The organism is Cryobacterium cryoconiti (assembly GCF_004403065.1).
Taxonomy (GTDB): domain Bacteria; phylum Actinomycetota; class Actinomycetes; order Actinomycetales; family Microbacteriaceae; genus Cryobacterium; species Cryobacterium cryoconiti.
The window spans coordinates 25,630-44,421 of the sequence record NZ_SOHA01000022.1; the positions used below are offsets into that span (position 1 = coordinate 25,630).

The window sequence follows — 18,792 nt, forward strand, 5'->3', positions numbered from 1 at the left end:
GAAGGGGATGATTCAGGATGTGTGCCGGTCGCGTCATGCGTGTTCAAGACACGCGATGCGGTGTTCGATTCATGAAACCCTGCCCGGCATCACCAAAGAAGGAGATTGACAGTGTCGTTTCAAACCCCGGTAACTGTCGAAGACGTTCTGCGGCGAATCCACCAGAAACAGTACCTTTTGCCCGCCATCCAGCGAGAGTTCGTGTGGAAGCAGCACCAAGTACTGGCACTCATGGACAGCCTGATGCGGGGTTATCCGATTGGCTCGTTCCTTCTCTGGGAAGTCAAGCAAGAGTCAGCGAACGACTACGTCTTCTACGATTTCATCACGAACTTCCATGAGCAGAAGGCCCCGTTTGCGACCAAGGCGGCCGTGCCGACTTCAAATGGGATCATCGCAGTGCTTGACGGACAGCAGCGATTAACGGCGCTCAATATCGCCATGTATGGGTCACACTCCGAGAAACGTAAGGGTGCCTGGTGGACAAACCCAGATTCATTCCCCAAGAAGCGCGTGTATCTGAACCTGGCAGACAGCCCAGACCATGAGGAGCTTGGATTCGAGTTTGATCTCCGTTTTCTCACGGACGAGGAGGCCAAGGCAGACTCGAACGGCGTGGCCAAATGGTATTTGGTACACGACGTGCTGACACTCGCCGACAGCGGCCCGGCGATCATGGAGGAGCTCGAACGTCGATCGCTCAGTGGCTCCGGCCCTTTCAACCGTCTGTACCGCCTTTACGACAGCCTCCGAATCATCAAGCCAATCAATTGGTACCTGGAGTCGAGCCAGAGCGCGGACAAGGTTCTGGACATCTTCGTGCGCGTCAACAGTGGCGGCACGACATTGTCTTATTCTGATCTGCTGCTGTCCATGGCGACGAACCAGTGGCGAACACGAGATGCCAGGGAAGAAGTGCGTGATCTCGTTCAAGAAATCAACCAGGGCGGAACCCGAGACTTCGCATTCTCAAAAGATGCGGTTCTGAAAACAGCACTGATGGTGGCCGGGCTGAATGTGCAGTTTCGTGTGTCGAATTTCACCCAGAAGAACATGGCAGTTGTCGAGGACGGATGGGATAAAACCGAGCAGGCGCTTGTCAACGCGGCTTCCCTCCTCCGGCAGTTCGGATACACCGGGCGCACGATCTCCGCCGACAGCGTGATCATTGCCGTTGCCTACTATCTCGCCCACAATTCACTCGGGAAGTCCTACCTCGAATCAGCCGCTTCTGCGCCTGATCGCCTCATCGTTCGCCGTTGGCTTGCACGATCCATGCTGAAGCAGGGCATTTGGGGTTCCGGACTCGACACGCTCCTTATGCGGATTCGGCAAGCCATCGACTCTTCTCAAACCGCCGGCTTCCCCGCGGACGGCATCGAGCGGGAAATGGCCGCCATGGGCAAGAGCCTCACCTTCGAAGACACGGATATTGACGATCTCCTCTCGACCAAGTACGGCTCACCGCGCGCGTTTGGAGTCCTCTCTCTGATGTACCCGGGACTGGATTTCTCGAAAGAATTTCATCAGGATCACATTTACCCGAAGTCGCGGTTCACCGATAAGCGTCTGCGCGCACTCGGGCTTTCTCTAGACCAAATCGAAGAGTACAAAAGCCGCTTCGACCTCCTCCCAAATCTTCAGCTTCTCGGCGGCGTAGCAAACATTGAGAAGCGCGATTCCCTTCCCCAGGTTTGGGCGGGCAACGCCTTCCCTAGCGGTGAGTTGCGCGCCACTTACGAGAGGGAAAATGACTTCGAAGGCCTCTCCCTTGAATTCGAAGATTTCGTCGAGTTCTACACGTCGAGAAGCGCGCGCATGCGCGAGAAGCTGGTGCATCAGCTCCAGTCCTAGCCCAGGAGGCCGTGCTCCGGTCCCTGCGCGACAAGGCCCACATCGAGGAACTGCGCCCGCGCCAGTTGCACGTCTTCGACGACCCCGACCGAGATGACCGGGGCTGGGTGATGTCGGTGGCGCACCTCGTGGTGGTGCAGGAGGCATCCGTCGCCCGGGTCGACCTGACTCCCGTGGCCGAGGTACACGGCACGGTCTACGACCATTCAAAGATCATCGAGATGGCGGTGGACACCCTGCGCGCCTCGTATCGCGCGTTCGCCGACCCGGAGCGGCTGCTCGGGCCGGAGTTCACGCTGCTCGAGCTGCTGCGGCTGCACTCGGCGATCGCGGGCGAGCCGCTCGGCAAGGACACGTTCCGCCGGCACATGCTGGGGCAGCTGGTGGAGACGGATGCCTACCAGCCGGGTGTGGTCGGCAAGCCGGCGAAGGTGTATCGGCACGCAGCGGGGTGAGCCAACGTGAGTGGGCCGCAGTGGTCGAAGGGCGCACCGGTTGCATTGGCTGCCTGATCATTGCGGCGCGCCCGTCAGGACGGTGCCGAGCACGGCCGGCAGCAGCAGCCACGCGCCGAAGGCCGCTGCGCACAGTGCGAGTGTGCCGCTGAAGCTCCACACTCTGCGCCGCGTTCGCGCAGCGAGAACCTCGGCATCCAGCGCGTTGAAGCGGGCCAGCACGTTCTCGGTCGCCGGGAACAGCGGGGCCGGCCACGTCGCCGGATCGTCGATGACCGCAGCGAGCTCCGCCAGATCACCGGCGTTCAGTACCACGGGACGCTTCACGAGCCAGCGCCGCAGGGCAGCGTCGGTTGTGACTTTCACCTGTTCCGGCGACACCTTGACGGTCAGCGACTTGGGGTTGACCAGCGCGAGCACGGGGTGCGCGGCCGGGAGCAGCGGCATCCGTTCTCGCAGCAGTTTCGTGACCCGCCCGGCTTCGTATTCGGCGTTGCGGATGTAGGGCTGCTTCTGGCCGGACACCATCAGGCCCCGCCCGGCCACCCATACGGTCTTGCCCGCGTGGTGCTTCGTGTTGATCGTGAAGATGCCGCCCGGGCCGACGACGATGTGGTCGATGTCCGAGCCCTTCTTGCCGATCGGCAGGGCGTGGAAGGACGTCCACTCCGGAGGCAGAGTCGCGAGGATCTGGCCGACCACGATCTCGCCTTTGGCCCCCAGGTACCAGCTGACGCTGTCGGCGCGCAGCGGAGAGGTGCCGCAGAATCGTGCGAAGGTCGTGCGCTGTGGCGTATCGGCGTGCTGCCGCAGCAGCTCCTCGATGACCGCCTGGGCCGCGAACTGCTGCCGCATTGATGGTGCCTGAATTGTCATGGATCCCCCGTTTTCCCCCGATCGAATCTAGCGGGTGCGGCGGTGCGGGCAGCAGCCCCAGAAAGGGCTCGCAACGCCGTCAGGGCCCGGCAGTCGCTGATCAGCGGCGTGACGGAACCGCCTGCATCACGCGCTCTGAATCTCAGCCACGGGCTCAGGGGCACGCGGCGCCCCGAACTGCTCCAGGATCGTCTCCAGCGTCGTGCCCAACAGCAGCGCCGACCTCTCATACTTCTGCATCAGCCGCCCCCGCGACGCAGCCGACAGGCCCGTCTGCCGCGCCGGGTCGGCGTTATGCGAGAGGTCGGCCTTCTTCACGATCAGCGCGAGCGGGTTGGCCTTGACACGCGCCAGGTACTCCTCAATCGACTCCCCCTTCACCTTGGTGACAGCATCCACTGCCTCCACAATGTGCTCGGCGAAGCCCCGGCTGCGCAGGTCGGCGAGGGTCGTGTCGGTGTGTTCCACCACGTCGTGCAGCACCCCCACGATCTTCGCCTCGGTGCCGCTCACGCGCTGCATCACGGCCAGCGGGTGGTAGATGTACGCGACGCCGACCCTGTCGACCTGCCCGGTATGCGCCGTGCGCGCCAGGGTGATGGCGTCGTGAAGCGGTGAGGGCTGGGCGCCCGTGATGAGGTAGTCGGTGACGGATGTCCAACTCGGGAACGCGGCATCCGGCCCGAACTGCAGCCACTCCCCTTTGAAGCAGCCGGCGCCGTTGGCGGAGCGCGCGTCGATCAAGTAGTCGCCGCGGTTGAGGTTCTTGTGATGCGAGAGGATCAGCCGCTTGTGCGCGGCGGTCTCGCTGTCGATGCCGAGGTGCTTCTGAACCCAGAGCACCTTGTCGTGGCAGGCGGAAACGTTGTGCCACGGTGCCGTGGACACAATGTAGGTGTCGAAGTGCTGGGCCAGCTCGCGATAGGCCGCCAGGGCATCCGGCACCGGGTGCATCAGTGCGAAGATTCCGGGGGCATCGTCGTAGTGACCCTCGTACTCTTCCCGCGCCTCGTGCGTCAGCTGCCGAATGCCGCTCGGAAAGTCGATGAGCGTGCTGTCGAGGTCGATGTAGAGGATCTTCCGGGGCGCCGGAGCGTCGTGGTGCGTCATCGCAGTGCTCCTTGATTCACATCACACCGGTCGCATTGAAGTTAGCGATCGGCTCAAGGTTGCGCAATAGCGCCCAGAACGGCTGAAACAAGTGGATGCCACACAGACCAGTTTCCCACTTCTCTACGGCGTCGGCGCGACCACCCACGGGCGTGGGGGTGTAGCGGCGGTGCCTGCGATCGCCCTGGGTCAGGAATGTCGGTGGCCTCTGAGACCCTCAAAACTGCTTCCGACCGGGAGCGCCGCGGCCTGGAGGCACACGATGACCAACCTCGAAACAGCGCTGTTCCGCCTGATCGACAACTCGGCGACGTCACCCGTGATCCTGCACGCCCCGCACGGCGGACGCTTCATTCCGGCGGAGTACCTGCACTCCTACGTCATCTCCCCGGCCGAGCTGGAGGCGGAGAAAGACGCCATGACCGACCACTTCACCGACGAGCTCGTCGGGGCGATCACGGGCGCGAGCGCGGTCATCAACGGGTTGTCCCGGTTCGCGGTCGACGTGGAGCGGTTCCCCGATGACACCGAGGAGATGAACGCGGTGGGCATGGGCGTGCTCTATACCCACGGGTCCCGGCGCCAGGAGATCCGGCGCGTGTCTGCTTCCGAGAAGGGGCCACTGATGGACTACTTCGCCGACTACTCCGCCCGGTTCACCGAACTCGTCGACGCGACCCTGGCCGGGCACGGGCGAGCCGTGATCTTCGACGTGCATTCCTACCCGCAGGCCGAGCTGGCGTATGAGCTGCACGGCGGCGGCTACCGGGCACCACTCTGCGTGGGGTCGGAGCCGTTCCACGCATCCGTCGACCTCTTGGCCATGGTCGACGGATGCTTCGCTCACCTCGACACGCACGCCAATGCGCCGTTCGCGGGGTCGTACGTGCCGCTCAAGCACTACCAGAGCGATGCGCGCGTGAGTTCGGTGATGCTCGAGATTCGCCGGGACGTGTACATGGATGAGGCCACGGTGACGGTCAAACCGGAGGGGTTCCAGTCACTGCAGGACTCGCTGCAGCGGCTGGTTGACCAGGTCAGTCAGGGCTGAGGCTGATTGAGGGGCTCACCCCGCAACCGGCGAAGGCGCCACGTTCTGGTTCAAGCGGAAGAAATTGTCCGGATCCCAGGCACGCTTCAGGGCGCGGAGGCGGGCGTATTTCGCCTCACCGTAGGCCTGTCGCACGCGCTCTTCGCCCTCGTCCATCAGGAAGTTCACGTAGACGCTGGTGTGGAACGGCGCGAGGTCTGACCAGAAACTGCGCACCCAGTCGCGTTCCCGCTCGAAGCCGTCGGCGTTCTCGGTGGCGGCGTTGATGTTGAACGTGTGGCCGGCCGCGCGCCCGTGGAAGGCGGTGTCGTCTTCGGCCACCCGCGCCATCGCGCCCCCGCCCTGCCAGATCGGGAATGCGGTCAGCGGAGACGTGATTGCGGTCGCGTTCTCTACGGTGATGTCGATGACCTCGTCGGTGAGTTTCGCGACATCGCAGGCCTTCATGTAGTACCACCAGCCCGACGGATAGCTGGCGTCGAACATGGACTGGTGCTCCAGGAATGGCTTCGGTCGGCACAGGTCCAGCACCGGGGAACCGAACTCCTTCAGCGGCCGGAGCACTCTCTCGCCATCATCCACTGCCCCCGCGTAACAGCTGACCACGGCAACCACGGGCTTGCCGCGGAGTTCGGCCGGGATATAGGGGACATCGGCGGCGCGCCGGTGCACGACCATGGTCATCAGCTCGTCCGGCGCCTCGGCGATCCACTCGCGGTAGAAGCGCAGCACCTTCGCCGAATCGGCCCCGGACCAGAAGACCGGCCCGGCCATAACGATCGGGCCGACCGGGTTCAGCCGGAACTCAAACTCGGTGACGATCCCGAAGTTGCCGCCGCCCCCGCGCACCCCCCAGAACAGCTCCGGGTTCTCGGTGTCACTCGCCCGCACCAGCCCGCCATCGGCTGTGACCAGATCCACCGCCAACAGTTGGTCGATGGCCAGCCCGAACTTGCGCATCAGCCAGCCCAGTCCGCCGCCCAGGGTCAGCCCGGCCACGCCGGTATGGGTCACAATCCCCGACGGCACCGCGAGCCCGTGCTCCTGCGTGGCGCGGTCCAGGTCGCCCAACAGTGCGCCGGCCTGCACTCGCGCCGTACGCGCTTCGGGGTCGACCCGGATGCCATTCATCAACGACAGGTCGATGACCAGTCCGTCGTCGCAGACCGAGTGCCCGGGAAAACTGTGCCCGCCGCCGCGGACCGCCACCAGCACATTGTTGCGCCGGGCGAACCGAACCGCGGCGATCACGTCGTCCCGGGAGGCGCAGCGCGCGATCAGGCCGGGCAAGCGGTTGATCGAACCGTTCCACACCCGTCGCGCCTGTTCGTAGGCAGGGTCACCGGGTCTCACCAGCTCGCCCTGCAGGTGCGCCGCAAGGTCGGCGACCTCGCGATCATCCAACTCGACGCGGCCGCTGTTGGTGCTGCGGTCGCTGCCGCTGCCGATCGTCGCCAATGTGGTCATGGTGTCCTCCTGGCTTCTGTCCCCCTTCGCGTGCCCATTCGCGTGCACCTGAACATGGTAAAACCGACCCGGGCGCTGCAACAGGGGCGGTGGCGAAAGACGGCGGATGCCGGGCACGGGCAGCGCTGTCGTGGCGCACGGTATGGAAGCCGGCGCACGATAGAACGTGCGCCCGCTTCCACAGGGTGCGCCGCGACATCCGTCAGGTGACCTCAGCCTCGGCCCGTCGCAACGAGCGGTTCGGGCTCGGGCGCGGGCCCTGACTCCGGCCCGACGTCCGTCGTCGCCGGCGCCTCCGCCTCCGCATCCGCCGACGGCCGACGCTTCGTGCGCCCCCAGGCACCGCGACCCGCGATTGCGAGCAGCGCGGGCACGAGCACCAGCATCACGACGAGGGCGTACACGGCGACGGCCATCGCCAGGCCGAATCCGAACATCGTCACGGTGCGCTGGTCGTTGAGAATGAAGCTTCCGAAGACGACGACCATGACGGATGCCGCGGCCAGGATCACCCGGGCCGTCGCGGCCAGGCCGTCGCGCACCGCCCGGTTCGCGTCTCCCGTGCGGGCGAGCTCCTCCTTGACGCGGCTGAGCAGGAACACGGTGTAGTCGGTGGACAGTCCGAACAGCACCGCGAAGAGCATCACCGGAACGAACGATTCCACCGGGCCGGAGGACACCCCGAGCAGGTCGGCGGGCCACCAGCCCCACTGGAACACGGCGACGACCGGTCCGTAGGCAGCTCCGACCGCGAACAGGTTCATGATGACGGCCATCGCCGCGATGAACGGCGCCCGGAACTCGATCAGCAGAACGATGAAGGCCAGCACGACGACGATCAGGATGAACCAGCCGATCTGGGCCAGGAGCGTGTCGGCGAGGTCGATGCTGGTCGCCGTTGCCCCGCCGACGTGCGCGGCCGCATCCGGTGCCGCGGCCGGCAGCACGGTGCCGCGCAGGTCGTGCACAAGGGTTTCCGTGGCGGCGTCGTCCGGTGAGCTGGTGGGGATCACCGTGAACAACGCGGTCGTTCCGTTCTCGGCCAGCCGCGGGGGTGTGACCGCGCTGACGCCATCCGTTGCCGCCAGCTCGGCGTGCACTGCCATGCTCGCGGCCTGGTTCTCGGGCGGCGTGGAGTCGGCGCCGAAGTCGACCGTGACCAGGAGCGGGCCGGCCCACCCGGCACCGAAGCCGTCGACGATGAGGTCGTAGGCCTTGCGCTGGGTGGTGTCGGCGGCCTGGGATCCGCCGTCGGCGGTGCCGAGGCGCAGAGACAGGAGAGGCAGGGCCAGAATTGCCAGCACGAGCACGGCGGCGAGCGCCGAGACCCAGCGACGACGCTGGATGCCGCCGACCCAACCGCGCCAGCCGGAGGCGGGCTGCATCTGGGAGGTGCTCGCGGCATCCGTCGTCACGACCGTCTTCTTGCCGAGCTTGCGCACCCGCAGGCGGTCCAGGTTGGTACCGAAGATGGCCAGCAGCGCCGGCAGCAGGGTGACGGCGGCGAGCATCGTGGCGCTGACCACGAGGGCGCTGGCGAGCCCGAGTGAGGAGACGAACGGGATGCCGATGGCATAGAGGCTGAGGATGGCGATGATCACCGTGGCGCCGGCCACCAGAACGGAACGGCCCGCGGTGGTCATGGCCGCTTCGATGGATGCGTTCGGGGCCAGGCCCTGGTCCAGGCCCTCGCGGTGCCGGGTGACGATCAGCAGGGCGTAGTCAATGCCCACACCGAGGCCGATCATGGCGGCCACGATCGGACCGGACGTGCCGATGGTGACCGCCCCGGCGATCATGGAGATCGAAGCGAGCCCGACGCCGAGGGCCATGAGCGCGCTGACCAGGGTGACCAGCATCGCGAACACGGAGCCGAACACGAGGAGCAGCACCAGGGCGGCGGCGAGCAGCCCATAGACCTCGCTTCCCGACGGGCCGGACTCGGCCTGGGCAGCGGGGCCGCCGAATTCGACCTGGACCCCGGCATCTTCCACGCCGTCGAAGGCGGCCTGGGCCTCGGCCAGCGTTTCGACGGGGATGTCCTTGGCCCGCTCGGTGAACTGGATGGTCACCATCGCGGTCATTCCGTCTTCGGAGACCATCGGCTGCGGCGGGCCGTAGGGCGACCGTGCGGCGGCGACACCGTCGAGGGCGGCCAGCTCGGCGACGGCCTCCTCCACCGCGGTGCGCGTGGCCGGGGACGTGACGGGCTCCGCGGCATCCGTGCTGTGCACGATGGCCTGCATGCCGTCACCGGACAGTTCCGGGAACTGCTCGCGGAGGGTGTCGTACGCGGCCTGCGAGTCGGTGCCGGCGAGGGTCAGGTCGTTGCTGAAGGTGCCGCCGATATACCGGCTGCCGAACAGGGCACCGAGAAGCAGCACCAGCCACATCGCGACCACGATCCAGCGGTGGCGGGTTGATATGCGAGCGAGTGCAGAGAGCACGGAGAGTCCCATCACGGTTCATCGGGTCGGCAGCACCATTCGGGCTGTTGACCTGAGACTAGACGAAATGAGACAGCGTTGTCTAGTTTTTAGGCTTCTCTGTCGCGATGCCGCCGACCAGGGTTTGGAAGATGAGCTCGGCCACGTCGACGTCGGAGTGCTTCGTGGTGGGCGCGGCTCGCACGGCAGCAATGAGCAGGGAAGCCATGGCTGTGACGATCCAGTCCGGTGACAGGTCCGAACGGATGTCCCCCTCACGCTGGCCCCGCTTGACGACCTCCACCACGGGGGCGAGAACCTGGTCGCGCTGGGTGAGGAATCGCGGACTGGAGTCCGATGCCTTCATCAGAATGATGCGGAAGCGCATCCCGTGCTTGCCCAGCTCTCCGATGACGCGCCGGAGCACCTCCAGGGCGCTCCCGTCGTCGAGGCGACACGCATGGAGGGTCTCCGCCGCGCGCGTGAGCGCCTCCGCCTGGATCGCCTTGAGCAGCGTCTGCCGGTTGCTGAAATGGCGGTAGAGGGTGGCGCGGGTCAGGTTCGCCGCCTGCGCCACATCCGCCATCGAGGAGTCGGGGTCACGGGCGAGCACATCGGCCGCCGCCGCAAGCAGAGCCCGCTGGTGGCGTTCCACATCGATGCGCGGGACTGCTGGCTGTTTAGGGCTGGGCATGGTGCCTTTCCGAGGAGTGCGTCGATGTCGAGAATACGCGACCGGGGCATCCGTGCTCCCGCGGTCGAGGTGCCGGTCAGAGTCCACTCGGAGACGCCGACGACGATGCCGTCGCAGACACTGTCAAAGCACACCCAGTGCCGGTCGTCGCCGTAGCGCACGTCGGGGATGCCCTCGAAGCGCCTGGCGAGTCCCGCCCTGACCGCCTCCTTGCTCTCGAACCGGTCGCCGCGCGGCTTGGCACCCCTCGGCATGTAGACGACGCAGTCGTCGGCGAAGTAGCTCATGATGGCGTCCAGGTCATGGCGATTGAAGGCATCCAGGAAGCCTTTCAGAGCTTCGCGTGTCACTGTCTCGCCCATGTGAACCTGCCCGGCGATTCCACCGGGCGTCTCGTCGTCGCGGCCGGTTGCGTTCACCAGGCCAACCTGCTGTGACAGTAACCAGCGGCGGTCCCCGCTTCAAGGAGCGTTCCCACAGCGCCTGCCCACGATTGGCCCGGTGCTGAAGGCAGCCGGCTTGAGGTTCCGGGGCTGAGGGGTCGCAAATCGACCTTCAGCACCCTCTGGAAGGTCGCTTTGCGACCCCTCACAGAGGACGGAGCCCCCAGGATCACCCGGCAGGTGAGTGGTACGATATCCAGTACCGAAATGCGAGCGAAGGGCTGACGACATGGCAATCACGGCTTCCCAGGCGCGGGCACAACTGTTCCCGCTGATCGAAAAGGTCAACGAGGACCACATGCCGATCGAGATCGTCTCGAAGAAGGGCAGCGCGGTTCTGATGTCGCTCGCCGACTATCAGGCACTCGAAGAAACCGCCTATCTGCTCCGCTCCCCCGCCAACGCGACGCGGCTGCTCGAGAGCATTGCGCAGCATCGTGCCGGCACGGCGACCGAGCGCCCGCTGGGCGAGTGAACATCGTCTTCACCGACGTGGGCTGGGACGACTACCAGCACTGGGTCGCCACAGACAGGGCGATGGTCAAGCGCATCAACAAGCTCACCGCCGACGTGCAACGAACGCCATTCACCGGCATCGGCAAACCCGAAACGCTGAAGCACCAGCTTTCGGGCTATTGGTCCCGCCGAATCACGGAGGAGCACCGCCTGGTCTATGCCGTGGAGGAGAACCAGATCGTCGTGATCGCGGCGAGGTACCACTACTAGGGGCGGTCGGGCATCCGTTTCGGTCAGAACGGGGCTGGTCAGAACGGCGCGTCGTCAGAACGGGGCTGGTCAGAACGGTGCGTCGTCGGGCAGCGGCGGCCGGTCGGGTCTCGACGTTCGGGGAGCAGCCGATCCCGGTGGGGCGATCGGGGTGGACGGCTCCGTCACGAACTCGCGGCCGGTCGGTGAGTGCCAGGTGAGGATGCCGCCCGGCTCCTGCTTCACCGTCCACCCGGTCTCGGACTTCAGAGCATGGCACCCCGGACAGAGGTGGGCCAGGTTGTCGTGGGCTGTGCGGCCGCCGTCTTGCCACTCATGGGTATGATCGAGGTCCGCGGTGCGCGCGGGCTGGTTGCACCCGGCGAAGCGGCAGGTTTCGTCGCGCAAACGGAGGAACCGCCGCATCTCTTTCGTCACCTTGTAACGGGTGCGGCCGACCGAGAGCACGACGCCGGTCTCGGGATGAACCAGGATGCGCGTGAAGCTCGACGCCCGGGAGGCCAGGTCGCGGGCCGTGTCGGGGTCGATCGGCCCATAGCCCTCGAGGTAGCCGGGTTCTTCGCTGTGGCCGAGGAGGGTCATCACCGGGACCGTGATCTGAACCGTGGCCCGCACGCCCTTGCCGACTCCCGACGGGGTCACACCGTCGACCAGCAGGTCGCTGATCACGTCGGTGCGCACCTGGGTGAGCGTGCGCGTCTCCCCCGGCCCCTGGAGACCCCGGGCGAAGTCGTTTGCACGACTGAAGATGGAATGCACGATGTCGGCGCTCGTGGTGACGCTCAGGGTCGCCATTCCGTCGGGTTCCGCCTGCACCCAGGAGGTGCGGTCGCGGAAGGACTTCTCCCGCCGGGCGGTGATCGACTCGGGATGCAGGCGCTCGCGCAGCACGCGAGCCTTGTGCTTGAGCTTGGCCGCGGTGAGGGTGCGCGCGGCCGGCAGCAGCGCCTCTTCGAAGGCGGCCAGGGCCTCGGTGGGCACCGACCAAGCCTGGCCGATCAGCACCTGGGCGTGCCGGTAGCTGATCTCGCCGGCCTCGAGTGCCGCCCGGGTGGCAGGCAGGTCGTCGGCCAGAGCCTGGGACTCGGCGATCAGGCTCACGGCGGTGGGTTCGGGAATGTGCAGGGTGCAGGCCAGCTCGCTCGAGAACTCACGCCGGGCGATCTCGGCCGGGTCCCACCGGGCACTCGTGTTGCGGGGAGCGTTCGCGGCCGTGGCTTCGCTGAACCGGCGGGCCTCGTCGATCATCTCGGCCCGCTGCGCGAAGCCCCGCGCCAGGCTGCGGTCGAGCGCGGAGATCGCGTCGAATCGCGAGCCGAGCTGGGCCTGCGCGGTGCTGACTGAGGGGGTCATGACAATCACGTTACGGGGTACCACTGACATTCCACGAGGTTTTCTCGGGGGTGTGAATAAGCTGGTCAAAGTATTTTTGTGGAGGAATAGCTGAGGCCACACCGGCGCCTCGCCGGGCCGCCAGGCTGCCGGGCCACCGGGCGAGCCCCTACGGGTGCAGGCTGGCCGCGGCGACTCGGCCCACGGCCTCCGTCACCTGGTCCAGCAGCCGGGAGGCGATATTCCAGCGCTGCCAGTAGAGCACCACGTCGATCGGATGCCCCGGCGCCAGTTCCACGAGCCGGCCGTCGCCGAGTTCGGTGAGGCATTGCTGCTCGGGCAGCAGCCCCCATCCCAGGCCGAGAACCACCGCGCGGGCGAAGTCGGCCGAGGTGGGGATGTGGTGACGCGGCACATCCGTGGCCCGCCCTCCCAGGCCGCGCAGAAACCGGTGCTGCAGGTCGTCGCGACGGTCGAAATTCACCATCGGGGCCGTGTCGAGCCCCGAGAGGTCAAGCCCGGCAAGGTCGGGCCCCGCACTACCGCCGGCGACGCCGCCCAGCCAGGCATCGACGAACCGGGGGCTGGCCACGGCCCGGTAGCGCATCGAGCCCAGCCGCGTCGAGCTGCAGCCCTGCACCGCCTCCGCCGTCGAGGTGACCGCCGCCATCACGGCGCCCGAACGCAGCAGCGAGGTGGTGTGCTCCTGGTCTTCGCGGTAGATGTCGAAGACCGCGCCGCTATCGGCAGGCACGGCAGCGAGCGCATCGAGGAACCAGGTGCCCAGGGAATCGGCGTTGACCGCCAACGCCAGCGAGGTGCGGCCGCCCGCCTGCAGACCCGCGCCGAGCTCGGTGGCCACGTCGCTCTCGAGCAGCTGCACCTGGCGCGCATGCCGCAGCACGATGTCGCCGGCAGCGGTGGGAACGACCGGGTTCACCCGCTGGATCAGCACCTGACCGGCCGCCTGTTCCATGGCCTTGACCCGTTGCGAGACAGCGGATGCCGTCACCCGCAGCCGCTGCGCCGCCGCCTCGAACGTTCCCTCCTCGACGAGCGCCACGAGGGTGCGCAGGTGGTCCAACTGGAATGCCATCATTAGCCTCGCTTAGGTATGCTGCGTAAGTTTAGCTGTACTGCATGCGGCGCGTCTCCTAGATTTGCCAGCATGGATTTCGCCACCACCCTCCTCCCCGCGCTCTTCGGGTTCGGCACCGGGCTTGCCCTGATCGTGGCGATCGGCGCGCAGAACGCCTACGTTCTGCGGCTCGGGATCGAGGGGCGCACCCGCACCATCCTGCCGGCGGTGCTGATCTGTGCCATTTCGGATGCCGCGCTCATCTTCGCGGGGATCCTCGGCATCGGCCTCGTGGTGGAGCAGATCCCGGTGGCGCTGGTCGTGATCCGCTTCGTCGGGGCCGCGTTCCTGCTGGCCTACGGGGTGTTCGCCGCCGTTCGGGCGTTCAAACCGGGGGCCCTGGTGGCGGATGCCTCACCGATCCCGATCAGCACCCGGGTCGCCGTGGTGACCATGCTCGCGCTGACCTGGCTGAACCCGCACGTCTACCTCGACACCCTGATCTTCCTCGGCTCGGTCGCCAACCAGCAAGGCGAGGCCGCCCGCTGGTGGTGGGGCGCCGGTGCGATCACGGGCAGCTTCGTGTGGTTCTTCAGCCTCGGTTTCGGAGCCCGCCATCTGCGGCGGTTCTTCTCCCGCCCAGGCTCGTGGCGCATCCTCGACGGTTTCATCGCCGTCGTGATGCTCTCGCTCGGTGCAGGGATGGCGTTCGGGGTGTAGCAGCGCCCGGCGGGGAGCTCCGCGAGAGCGCACAATCTGCCCCCATGCTCAGCGGGAGAGGGCAGATAGTGCGCTCTCGCGGGCTGCGACGGATGCTTACCGGCCCAGCCCGCGGCATCCGTTGCTAGCCGACGACGAGGGCTGCCTCCAGCTCGGCCGGGGCGGCGAGCCGCACGGTGACGGGCGTTGCGTTGCCCAGGTTGTCCGAGACCGGGCAGCGGAGGCCGGCCAGGCGGAGCACCTCGTCGAGCTGCGCCGTGCTGGAGTCCGAATCGAATTCGGCGATGAGCTCGATGCCCTCGAATCCAGCCCGGTTCTCGGTGGGCAGGCCCATCAGCCGTGACGGGTCAAGCTCACCCTTCACCGTGAGCCGCAGCGACCGCAGCTCGACGCCCTGCTCCGTGGCGACCATTTGGATGACGACGTTCATGCAGCCGGCGAGCGAGGCCAGAGCGTATTCGACCGGATTGGGCCCGGCATCCTCACCGCCGAACATGGCGGGCTCGTCGATGATGAACGAGAAATCCCGCACCGAAACGGCGAGCTTGGTCGGCGATTCCGAGGTTCCGGTGACGGTGACCTTGAGTGGCTTGACAGACATGTTTTCTCTCCTCTGAGAAGTGCCCTGCCGCCCTCAGCGAGACCGCCAGCGCCCTTTCAGGCTACGCCTCTGCAGCGGAAGAAATGACCTATTCCGCGCACCACACGCCGGCCTGCATCGTTGCCGTGACGTGCAGGTTCGCGTCGAGCACGATCAGGTCGGCGCGGTGGCCGGCGGCGAGCCGTCCGCGGTCGGGGAGGCCGATCATGTCGGCCGGGTTCTGGGTGGCCGCCCGCACCGCCACGTGCAGCGGTACGCCGGCGGTGTGCACGGCGTAGCGCACCGCCGCGTCGAGGGTGAGCAGGCTGCCGGCGATCGTGCCGTCGGCCAGGCGAGCCTCACCGTCGGCGACGTTCACATCGAGGGCGCCGAGCTTGTACTCGCCCTCGACCGCGCCGGCCGCGGCCATGGCATCCGTCACGAAGACAGGCCGCGACGGGCTCTCGACAATGAACCGCACCACGGCCGGGTGCAGGTGGACACCGTCGGCGATGAGCTCGGCGAAGACTGTCGGGTCTTCGAGCAGGGCGAGGGCCGGCCCGGGCTCGCGGTGGTGGATCTGCCGCATCGCGTTGAACACGTGCGTGCCGGCTGTGGCCCCGGCGGCGATGGCCTGCCGGGTCATGTCGTAGTTCGCGTCAGTGTGCCCGATCGCGGCCACGGCCCCGAAGCCCGTGATCTGGCGCACGGCCGCGAGCCCTCCCGGAAGCTCCGGCGCGATGGTGACCATGCGCACACAGCCCCGCCCGGCCCGCATCAGCCGATCGACGGTCTCGGCGTCAGGCTCGCGCAACAGGCTCTCGTCGTGGGCCCCCCGGTGGACTGGGCTCAGCCACGGCCCCTCCAGGTGGATTCCGGCCAGCACCCCCTCTTCGACCAGCCCGGCCAGGGCCGCCACGGCGCGCTCGAACTCGTCGAGCGGAGCGGTGACGAGACTGGCCATCATCGTGGTCGTGCCGTGGGCGAGGTGGGTCGCGGTGATCCGCGCCACGGCGGCACCGGTGTCGGCGTCGTTGAAGCTGCGGCCACCCCCGCCGTGGGTGTGAATGTCGACGTACCCCGGCGCCAGGGTGCTCTGCGCGAAGACATGGTCGGGCCTGCGGGGCGGCTCCCCCGCCCCGCAGGCCACGATCAGCCCCGCACGGATGTCCACCCACCCCGGCGTGTGCACCGCGTCGGGTGCGATCACGGTTTCGGCAGCGACGAGGAGCGAGTCGGCCGGGGTGGGTGCGGGCAGCGTCATGAAGGCGACTCTAGCGAACGGCCGGAGCCGGGCATCCGTCGCGCCGCACGTGTCTTACGCGTCGCGCCGCTTCAGCAGCAGGGCGGCGAGCACGCTGCTGACCGCGACCCAGCCGAGAACGATGAGCAGGTTCTGCCAGCCCTCCTTGACCTCGCTGAACCCCGACGAGGCGACGATCTCCGGACCGGCATTGCCGATCAGGTACGGGGAGGCGCTGGTCGCCCACTCGGCCGGAATCAGGCCCAGCACGATCGGGAGCACCAGCAGGATGCCGAGAACCGTGGCGATCCCCCCGGCGGTGCTGCGGAAGACGGTGCCCATGCCGAGCGCGAAGACCGCGATCAGAGCGAGGAACAGCGGCCCGGCGAAGAGGCCGCGCAGCATGTCGGGCTCGGCGAGGCCGGCACTGATGTCGCTCTGCGCGAGCACCAGCGACGCCATCAGGTACGCGGCGAGGATGCTGCCGAGGCCCACGAGATAGGTCGCGACGAACACCACGACGCCCTTGGCCGCGAGCATCGGCAGACGCTTCGGCACGGCGGTCAGGCTGGACTTGATCATGCCGGTGGAGTACTCGCCCGTGACGGACATGACGCCGAGCACGGCCACGATCATCTGGGCGAAGAAGATGCCCACCGTCGACGCGGTCACGACGTACCCGACCTGCGCTTCCGGCGGGATCGCCACCCCGGACTGGTCCAGCCGGCTGGCCAGCGCGATCAGCAGGGCCATGCCCACCGAGACGACGATCACGAGCGCGAACGACCACACGGTCGAGCGCAGGCTCCACAGCTTGATCCACTCGGAGCGCAGCACGCCCACGAAGCTCAGTCCCGAGCGGGTGGTGACGGATGCGCCGGGCCGGCCGGAGGCATCCGTGACGGAATTCAGGGTGCTGGTGCTCATCGTGCTGCCTCCTGCGGCTCGCTGGTGGCCAGGTCGGCGGCGACGAAATCGTTCGATCCGCCGGTGCGGTACTCCACCTCGTTCTGGGTGAGGGCCATGTAGGCCTCTTCAAGGGATCCGCGGAGAGCGGAGAGTTCGTGCAGGGCGATGCCCGAGCGGGCGGCCGCATCGCCGATCTCGGCGGGGCTGAGGCCGACGACCTCGAGCACGTCGGGCTCGAGACCGGTGATGATCACGGCCGGGTTCGCGAGCAGGGCGGCCAACTCGGCGGCACGCGGGCTGCGCACCCGGGTGGTGCTGCGGCCGCCGGAGTTGATGATGGCGTCGACCGGGGCGTCCGCGATGACCTTGCCGCGACCGAGCACGATCAGGTGGTCGGCGGTGAGGGCCATCTCACTCATCAGGTGCGAGGAGAGCAGCACCGTGCGTCCCTCGGCGGCGAGGTGGCGCATCAGGTGACGCACCCACTGCACACCCTCGGGGTCGAGGCCGTTGATCGGCTCGTCGAGGATCAGCGTGGCCGGGTCGCCGAGCAGCGCGGCGGCGATGCCGAGGCGCTGACCCATGCCGAGCGAGAAACCGCCGACGCGCTTGCGCGCCACGGACTCGAGCCCGGTGAGTTCGATGACCTCCCGCACCCGGCCGGCCGGGATACCGTGCGTCGCCGCGAGGGCGAGCAGGTGGTTATAAGCCGAGCGACCGGTGTGTACGGCCTTCGCGTCGAGCAATACGCCCACCTCCCGCAGGGGAGCCTTGTGCTCGCGGTAGGGCTTGCCGTTCACGATCACGGATCCGCTGGTGGGTCGGTCGAGCCCGACCACCATGCGCATCGTCGTGGATTTGCCCGCGCCGTTCGGGCCGAGCAGACCGGTCACCTTGCCGGGTTGCACGGTGAAGTCGATGGAATCGACCGCCGTCTTGCTGCCATAGCGTTTGGACAGAGCTTGTGCCTGGATCAAATCTTTGCCTCATTCCACATCGAGGGTGGGAGGCCTCACGCCGGCAATCGTGTCGCGCGACAGTGGTCCCCCCGGCCCATTCAGTCGTAACCCAGAACACTAGCTGATCAGAGTAGACAACGCACAAGCCGACCGGGCGTCTGCCTGCCTACGCCTGGGCCCAGAGCGCCTGCAGGAACGCGGCGTTCGGGTGGGCGTGCGGCAGGACATCCGTCACGTCCCGCAGCGCCTGCCCGATCGGGATCCCCCGGTGCCTGGCCGCGTAGAGCGCACCCACCGCGGGTGTGCGGCTGACCGCCTGCACGCAATGCACGAGCACCGTGCGACCCTCGGCGCGCAGGGTCGCGATGGCATCGACGGTGTCGGTGAGAACGAAACTGAGGTTCGGGTTGGCCTTCAGGGCAGGTTCGTCGACCAGCCAGACCGCGATCCTGTTCTCGGCACGGATGCGGCCGGGCACCTGCGTGCGACCGACCCGGCACAGCGACACGACGGCATCGATCTCGGCCGGCAGGTCACCCAGGATGCCGATCGCGCCGAGCCAGACGCCGTCGTCGTGCGGGTGCCGCACGAAGGCAGACAGGTCACCCGAGGTGGCATAGGCCAGGTGGTCGGCCGTGGGCCAGGTCGTGGCGACGCGGTCCTTGCGGGAGCGACGGTCGAGCACCGCCGGGTCGCGGCGGTCGACGGCACCAGGCTCGCGCGCATCAGGCGTGGCCGGGTCCCTGCGCTCGGTCAGCGCCGGGTCCCGACGGGACCGGCCGCCGTCCGCGCGGGCGGCCAGCACTCCGCGGCGCACCAACTCGTCGGCGCGCAGGCCGTCCGGCCAGCCGTGCACGATGCGGCGCCAG

Annotated in this window: 19 protein-coding genes; 6 read left to right on the forward strand and 13 right to left on the reverse strand. The window is 67.4% G+C overall.

The window, feature by feature from the left end; all coding sequences use genetic code 11:
- The first annotated feature begins 111 nt into the window (after positions 1-111).
- Together E3T49_RS08270 and E3T49_RS08275 are read left to right on the forward strand one after the other, a co-directional pair.
- Positions 112-1,854, forward strand: coding sequence for a DUF262 domain-containing protein (locus E3T49_RS08270; protein WP_134424463.1), 1,743 nt, complete (start codon positions 112-114; stop codon positions 1,852-1,854).
- A gap of 11 nt (positions 1,855-1,865) precedes the next feature.
- Positions 1,866-2,309 (forward strand): NrtR DNA-binding winged helix domain-containing protein, encoded by a 444-nt coding sequence (locus E3T49_RS08275; RefSeq protein ID WP_134424464.1) that lies wholly within the window; start codon positions 1,866-1,868, stop codon positions 2,307-2,309.
- Positions 2,310-2,366: 57 nt separating this feature from the next.
- On the opposite strand, the gene E3T49_RS08280 is transcribed toward E3T49_RS08275, so the two are convergent.
- Both E3T49_RS08280 and E3T49_RS16385 read right to left on the reverse strand, forming a co-directional pair.
- Positions 2,367-3,164, reverse strand: a complete 798-nt coding sequence (locus tag E3T49_RS08280) for a nuclease-related domain-containing protein (protein WP_166785500.1) — start codon at positions 3,162-3,164, stop codon at positions 2,367-2,369.
- A 147-nt stretch (positions 3,165-3,311) separates the two neighbouring features.
- The gene (locus tag E3T49_RS16385; RefSeq protein WP_198414236.1) at positions 3,312-4,295 is read right to left on the reverse strand and encodes a 5' nucleotidase, NT5C type; all 984 of its coding nucleotides are present in this window, start codon (positions 4,293-4,295) and stop codon (positions 3,312-3,314) included.
- A gap of 262 nt (positions 4,296-4,557) precedes the next feature.
- On the opposite strand from E3T49_RS16385, the gene E3T49_RS08290 reads away from it, so the two are divergent.
- Positions 4,558-5,346, forward strand: coding sequence for an N-formylglutamate amidohydrolase (locus E3T49_RS08290; protein WP_134424466.1), 789 nt, complete (start codon positions 4,558-4,560; stop codon positions 5,344-5,346).
- A gap of 15 nt (positions 5,347-5,361) precedes the next feature.
- Here the strand turns inward: E3T49_RS08290 and E3T49_RS08295 are convergent, their stop codons facing one another.
- From E3T49_RS08295 to E3T49_RS16550, 4 genes are all read right to left on the reverse strand, one after another.
- Positions 5,362-6,930, reverse strand: coding sequence for an FAD-binding oxidoreductase (locus tag E3T49_RS08295; protein WP_198414237.1), 1,569 nt, complete (start codon positions 6,928-6,930; stop codon positions 5,362-5,364).
- Positions 6,931-7,025: 95 nt separating this feature from the next.
- On the reverse strand, positions 7,026-9,260 hold the full coding sequence (locus tag E3T49_RS08300; RefSeq protein ID WP_166785501.1) for an MMPL family transporter: 2,235 nt from the start codon (positions 9,258-9,260) through the stop codon (positions 7,026-7,028).
- An 82-nt stretch (positions 9,261-9,342) separates the two neighbouring features.
- Entirely contained in the window at positions 9,343-9,825 is a 483-nt protein-coding gene (locus E3T49_RS16390; RefSeq protein WP_241972714.1) for a TetR/AcrR family transcriptional regulator, read from the reverse strand.
- Complete coding sequence (locus E3T49_RS16550; RefSeq protein ID WP_241972713.1) at positions 9,795-10,352, reverse strand: nuclear transport factor 2 family protein; 558 nt, start codon at positions 10,350-10,352, stop codon at positions 9,795-9,797. Before E3T49_RS16550 ends, E3T49_RS16390 begins: the two co-directional genes overlap by 31 nt.
- 253 nt (positions 10,353-10,605) lie before the next feature.
- Here E3T49_RS16550 and E3T49_RS08315 point away from each other — a divergent pair, with 253 nt between their 5' ends.
- Positions 10,606-10,851: a type II toxin-antitoxin system Phd/YefM family antitoxin gene (locus E3T49_RS08315; protein ID WP_134424469.1), complete on the forward strand. Its 246-nt coding sequence runs from the start codon at positions 10,606-10,608 to the stop codon at positions 10,849-10,851.
- Positions 10,848-11,102: a Txe/YoeB family addiction module toxin gene (locus tag E3T49_RS08320; RefSeq protein ID WP_134424470.1), complete on the forward strand. Its 255-nt coding sequence runs from the start codon at positions 10,848-10,850 to the stop codon at positions 11,100-11,102. Before E3T49_RS08315 ends, E3T49_RS08320 begins: the two co-directional genes overlap by 4 nt.
- Positions 11,103-11,171: 69 nt before the next feature.
- On the opposite strand, the gene E3T49_RS08325 is transcribed toward E3T49_RS08320, so the two are convergent.
- Both E3T49_RS08325 and E3T49_RS08330 read right to left on the reverse strand, forming a co-directional pair.
- Positions 11,172-12,455 (reverse strand): HNH endonuclease, encoded by a 1,284-nt coding sequence (locus E3T49_RS08325; RefSeq protein ID WP_166785502.1) that lies wholly within the window; start codon positions 12,453-12,455, stop codon positions 11,172-11,174.
- Between the two features lie 148 nt (positions 12,456-12,603).
- Positions 12,604-13,530 (reverse strand): LysR family transcriptional regulator ArgP, encoded by a 927-nt coding sequence (locus tag E3T49_RS08330; RefSeq protein ID WP_134424472.1) that lies wholly within the window; start codon positions 13,528-13,530, stop codon positions 12,604-12,606.
- Between the two features lie 72 nt (positions 13,531-13,602).
- Between E3T49_RS08330 and E3T49_RS08335 the strand changes: the two genes are divergently transcribed.
- On the forward strand, positions 13,603-14,232 hold the full coding sequence (locus E3T49_RS08335; protein ID WP_134424473.1) for a LysE/ArgO family amino acid transporter: 630 nt from the start codon (positions 13,603-13,605) through the stop codon (positions 14,230-14,232).
- Between the two features lie 124 nt (positions 14,233-14,356).
- Here the strand turns inward: E3T49_RS08335 and E3T49_RS08340 are convergent, their stop codons facing one another.
- From E3T49_RS08340 to E3T49_RS08360, 5 genes are all read right to left on the reverse strand, one after another.
- Complete coding sequence (locus E3T49_RS08340) at positions 14,357-14,833, reverse strand: OsmC family protein (protein ID WP_134424474.1); 477 nt, start codon at positions 14,831-14,833, stop codon at positions 14,357-14,359.
- A gap of 88 nt (positions 14,834-14,921) precedes the next feature.
- On the reverse strand, positions 14,922-16,076 hold the full coding sequence (gene nagA, locus E3T49_RS08345; protein WP_134424475.1) for an N-acetylglucosamine-6-phosphate deacetylase: 1,155 nt from the start codon (positions 16,074-16,076) through the stop codon (positions 14,922-14,924).
- Positions 16,077-16,130: 54 nt separating this feature from the next.
- Positions 16,131-16,982: an ABC transporter permease subunit gene (locus E3T49_RS08350; RefSeq protein ID WP_134424476.1), complete on the reverse strand. Its 852-nt coding sequence runs from the start codon at positions 16,980-16,982 to the stop codon at positions 16,131-16,133.
- Positions 16,979-17,941 (reverse strand): ABC transporter ATP-binding protein, encoded by a 963-nt coding sequence (locus tag E3T49_RS08355; RefSeq protein ID WP_134424477.1) that lies wholly within the window; start codon positions 17,939-17,941, stop codon positions 16,979-16,981. The genes E3T49_RS08350 and E3T49_RS08355 overlap by 4 nt, the downstream gene beginning before the upstream one ends.
- A 148-nt stretch (positions 17,942-18,089) precedes the next feature.
- Positions 18,090-18,792: dual specificity protein phosphatase family protein (locus tag E3T49_RS08360; protein WP_198414239.1), on the reverse strand; the 703-nt coding region annotated here is incomplete at its 5' end.

Coding starts and splice junctions, on each gene's coding strand:
- E3T49_RS08350 (WP_134424476.1), bottom strand. CDS start 16,982: ATGAGCACCAGCACCCTGAATTCCGTCACGGATGCCTCCGGCCGGCCC.
- E3T49_RS08335 (WP_134424473.1), top strand. CDS start 13,603: ATGGATTTCGCCACCACCCTCCTCCCCGCGCTCTTCGGGTTCGGCACC.
- nagA (WP_134424475.1), bottom strand. CDS start 16,076: ATGACGCTGCCCGCACCCACCCCGGCCGACTCGCTCCTCGTCGCTGCC.
- E3T49_RS16390 (WP_241972714.1), bottom strand. CDS start 9,825: ATGGCGGATGTGGCGCAGGCGGCGAACCTGACCCGCGCCACCCTCTAC.
- E3T49_RS08290 (WP_134424466.1), top strand. CDS start 4,558: ATGACCAACCTCGAAACAGCGCTGTTCCGCCTGATCGACAACTCGGCG.
- E3T49_RS16385 (WP_198414236.1), bottom strand. CDS start 4,295: ATGACGCACCACGACGCTCCGGCGCCCCGGAAGATCCTCTACATCGAC.
- E3T49_RS08315 (WP_134424469.1), top strand. CDS start 10,606: ATGGCAATCACGGCTTCCCAGGCGCGGGCACAACTGTTCCCGCTGATC.
- E3T49_RS08330 (WP_134424472.1), bottom strand. CDS start 13,530: ATGGCATTCCAGTTGGACCACCTGCGCACCCTCGTGGCGCTCGTCGAG.
- E3T49_RS08280 (WP_166785500.1), bottom strand. CDS start 3,164: ATGCGGCAGCAGTTCGCGGCCCAGGCGGTCATCGAGGAGCTGCTGCGG.
- E3T49_RS08325 (WP_166785502.1), bottom strand. CDS start 12,455: ATGACCCCCTCAGTCAGCACCGCGCAGGCCCAGCTCGGCTCGCGATTC.
- E3T49_RS08340 (WP_134424474.1), bottom strand. CDS start 14,833: ATGTCTGTCAAGCCACTCAAGGTCACCGTCACCGGAACCTCGGAATCG.